This window comes from Chryseobacterium sp. TB1-D10 (genome assembly GCF_059803555.1).
In genome coordinates, this window is sequence record NZ_JAPFHB010000025.1 from 1 (window position 1) to 1,043 (window position 1,043).

Annotated in this window: 1 protein-coding gene; it reads left to right on the forward strand. The window is 33.0% G+C overall.

All coding sequences use genetic code 11. The features are described from left to right. Positions 1–117: 117 nt before the first annotated feature. A complete protein-coding gene (locus OPU68_RS18090) occupies positions 118–1,011 on the forward strand; it encodes a Fic family protein (RefSeq protein ID WP_271248042.1) in 894 nt (297 codons plus the stop codon). Positions 1,012–1,043 lie beyond the last annotated feature (32 nt).

The window sequence follows — 1,043 nt, forward strand, 5'->3', positions numbered from 1 at the left end:
AAGCGTATTCCTTTAATAAATTTAATCCTCAATTATTGCCATTATCGGCAAAAATTGAGCTAACGTAAATTGGTATTTATTGTATATTTGCCGATAACGGCATTTATATTAATAGTTATGAATTATATTTCGGTCAATGAATTTGCAAAAAAATGGAATATTCCGGAAAGAACTATTCGGAATTATTGTGCTACAGGAAAAATCAAAGGGGCTTTCCTAACTGGTAAAACTTGGAATATTCCAGAAGATTCGAAGTTGCCGGAGAAAGGGAATAAGAAAAAATTCAGTAATAATATTCTACTCAATCATCTTAAAGAGCAAAAAGAAATGAAGCTCAAAGGTGGTATCTATCATCGCACGCAGATTGATTTGACCTACAATTCCAACAAGATTGAAGGAAGCAAATTAACCCACGACCAAACCCGTTATATTTTTGAGACCAATACTATCGGAGCATCTGAAAGAAGTGTAAATGTGGACGATATTATAGAAACAACGAATCATTTCCGATGTATCGATTTAATCATTGATAAAGCAAAAAATAAGCTCACTGAATCATTTATCAAAGAATTGCATTTTTTACTCAAATCAGGCACTTCAGATAGCAGCAAAGATTGGTTCAATGTTGGTGACTATAAAAAATTGCCTAATGAAGTGGGAGGTAATGAAACTTGTCCGCCTAAAGAGGTTGCTACAAAAATGAAAGCATTACTTTCCGATTATCACAGTATTGAAAAGAAGGGTTTTGAAGACATTATCAATTTTCACTATCAGTTTGAAATCATTCATCCTTTTCAAGATGGTAATGGTCGTGTAGGGCGGTTGATAATGTTTAAGGAATGTCTTGCCTATAATATAGTTCCTTTTATTATAGATGAAGACCTAAAGCTATTTTATTACAGAGGTTTGCAGGAGTGGACGCATATAAGGGAATACTTGTTAGACACTTGTCTTACAGCCCAGGATAATTATAAAGCTATTCTTCAATATTTCGAAATCGAGTTTGATTAGATTTGGGATTATTTTTCTTTTAGTAAAGGACT

Coding starts and splice junctions, on each gene's coding strand:
- OPU68_RS18090 (WP_271248042.1), top strand. CDS start 118: ATGAATTATATTTCGGTCAATGAATTTGCAAAAAAATGGAATATTCCG.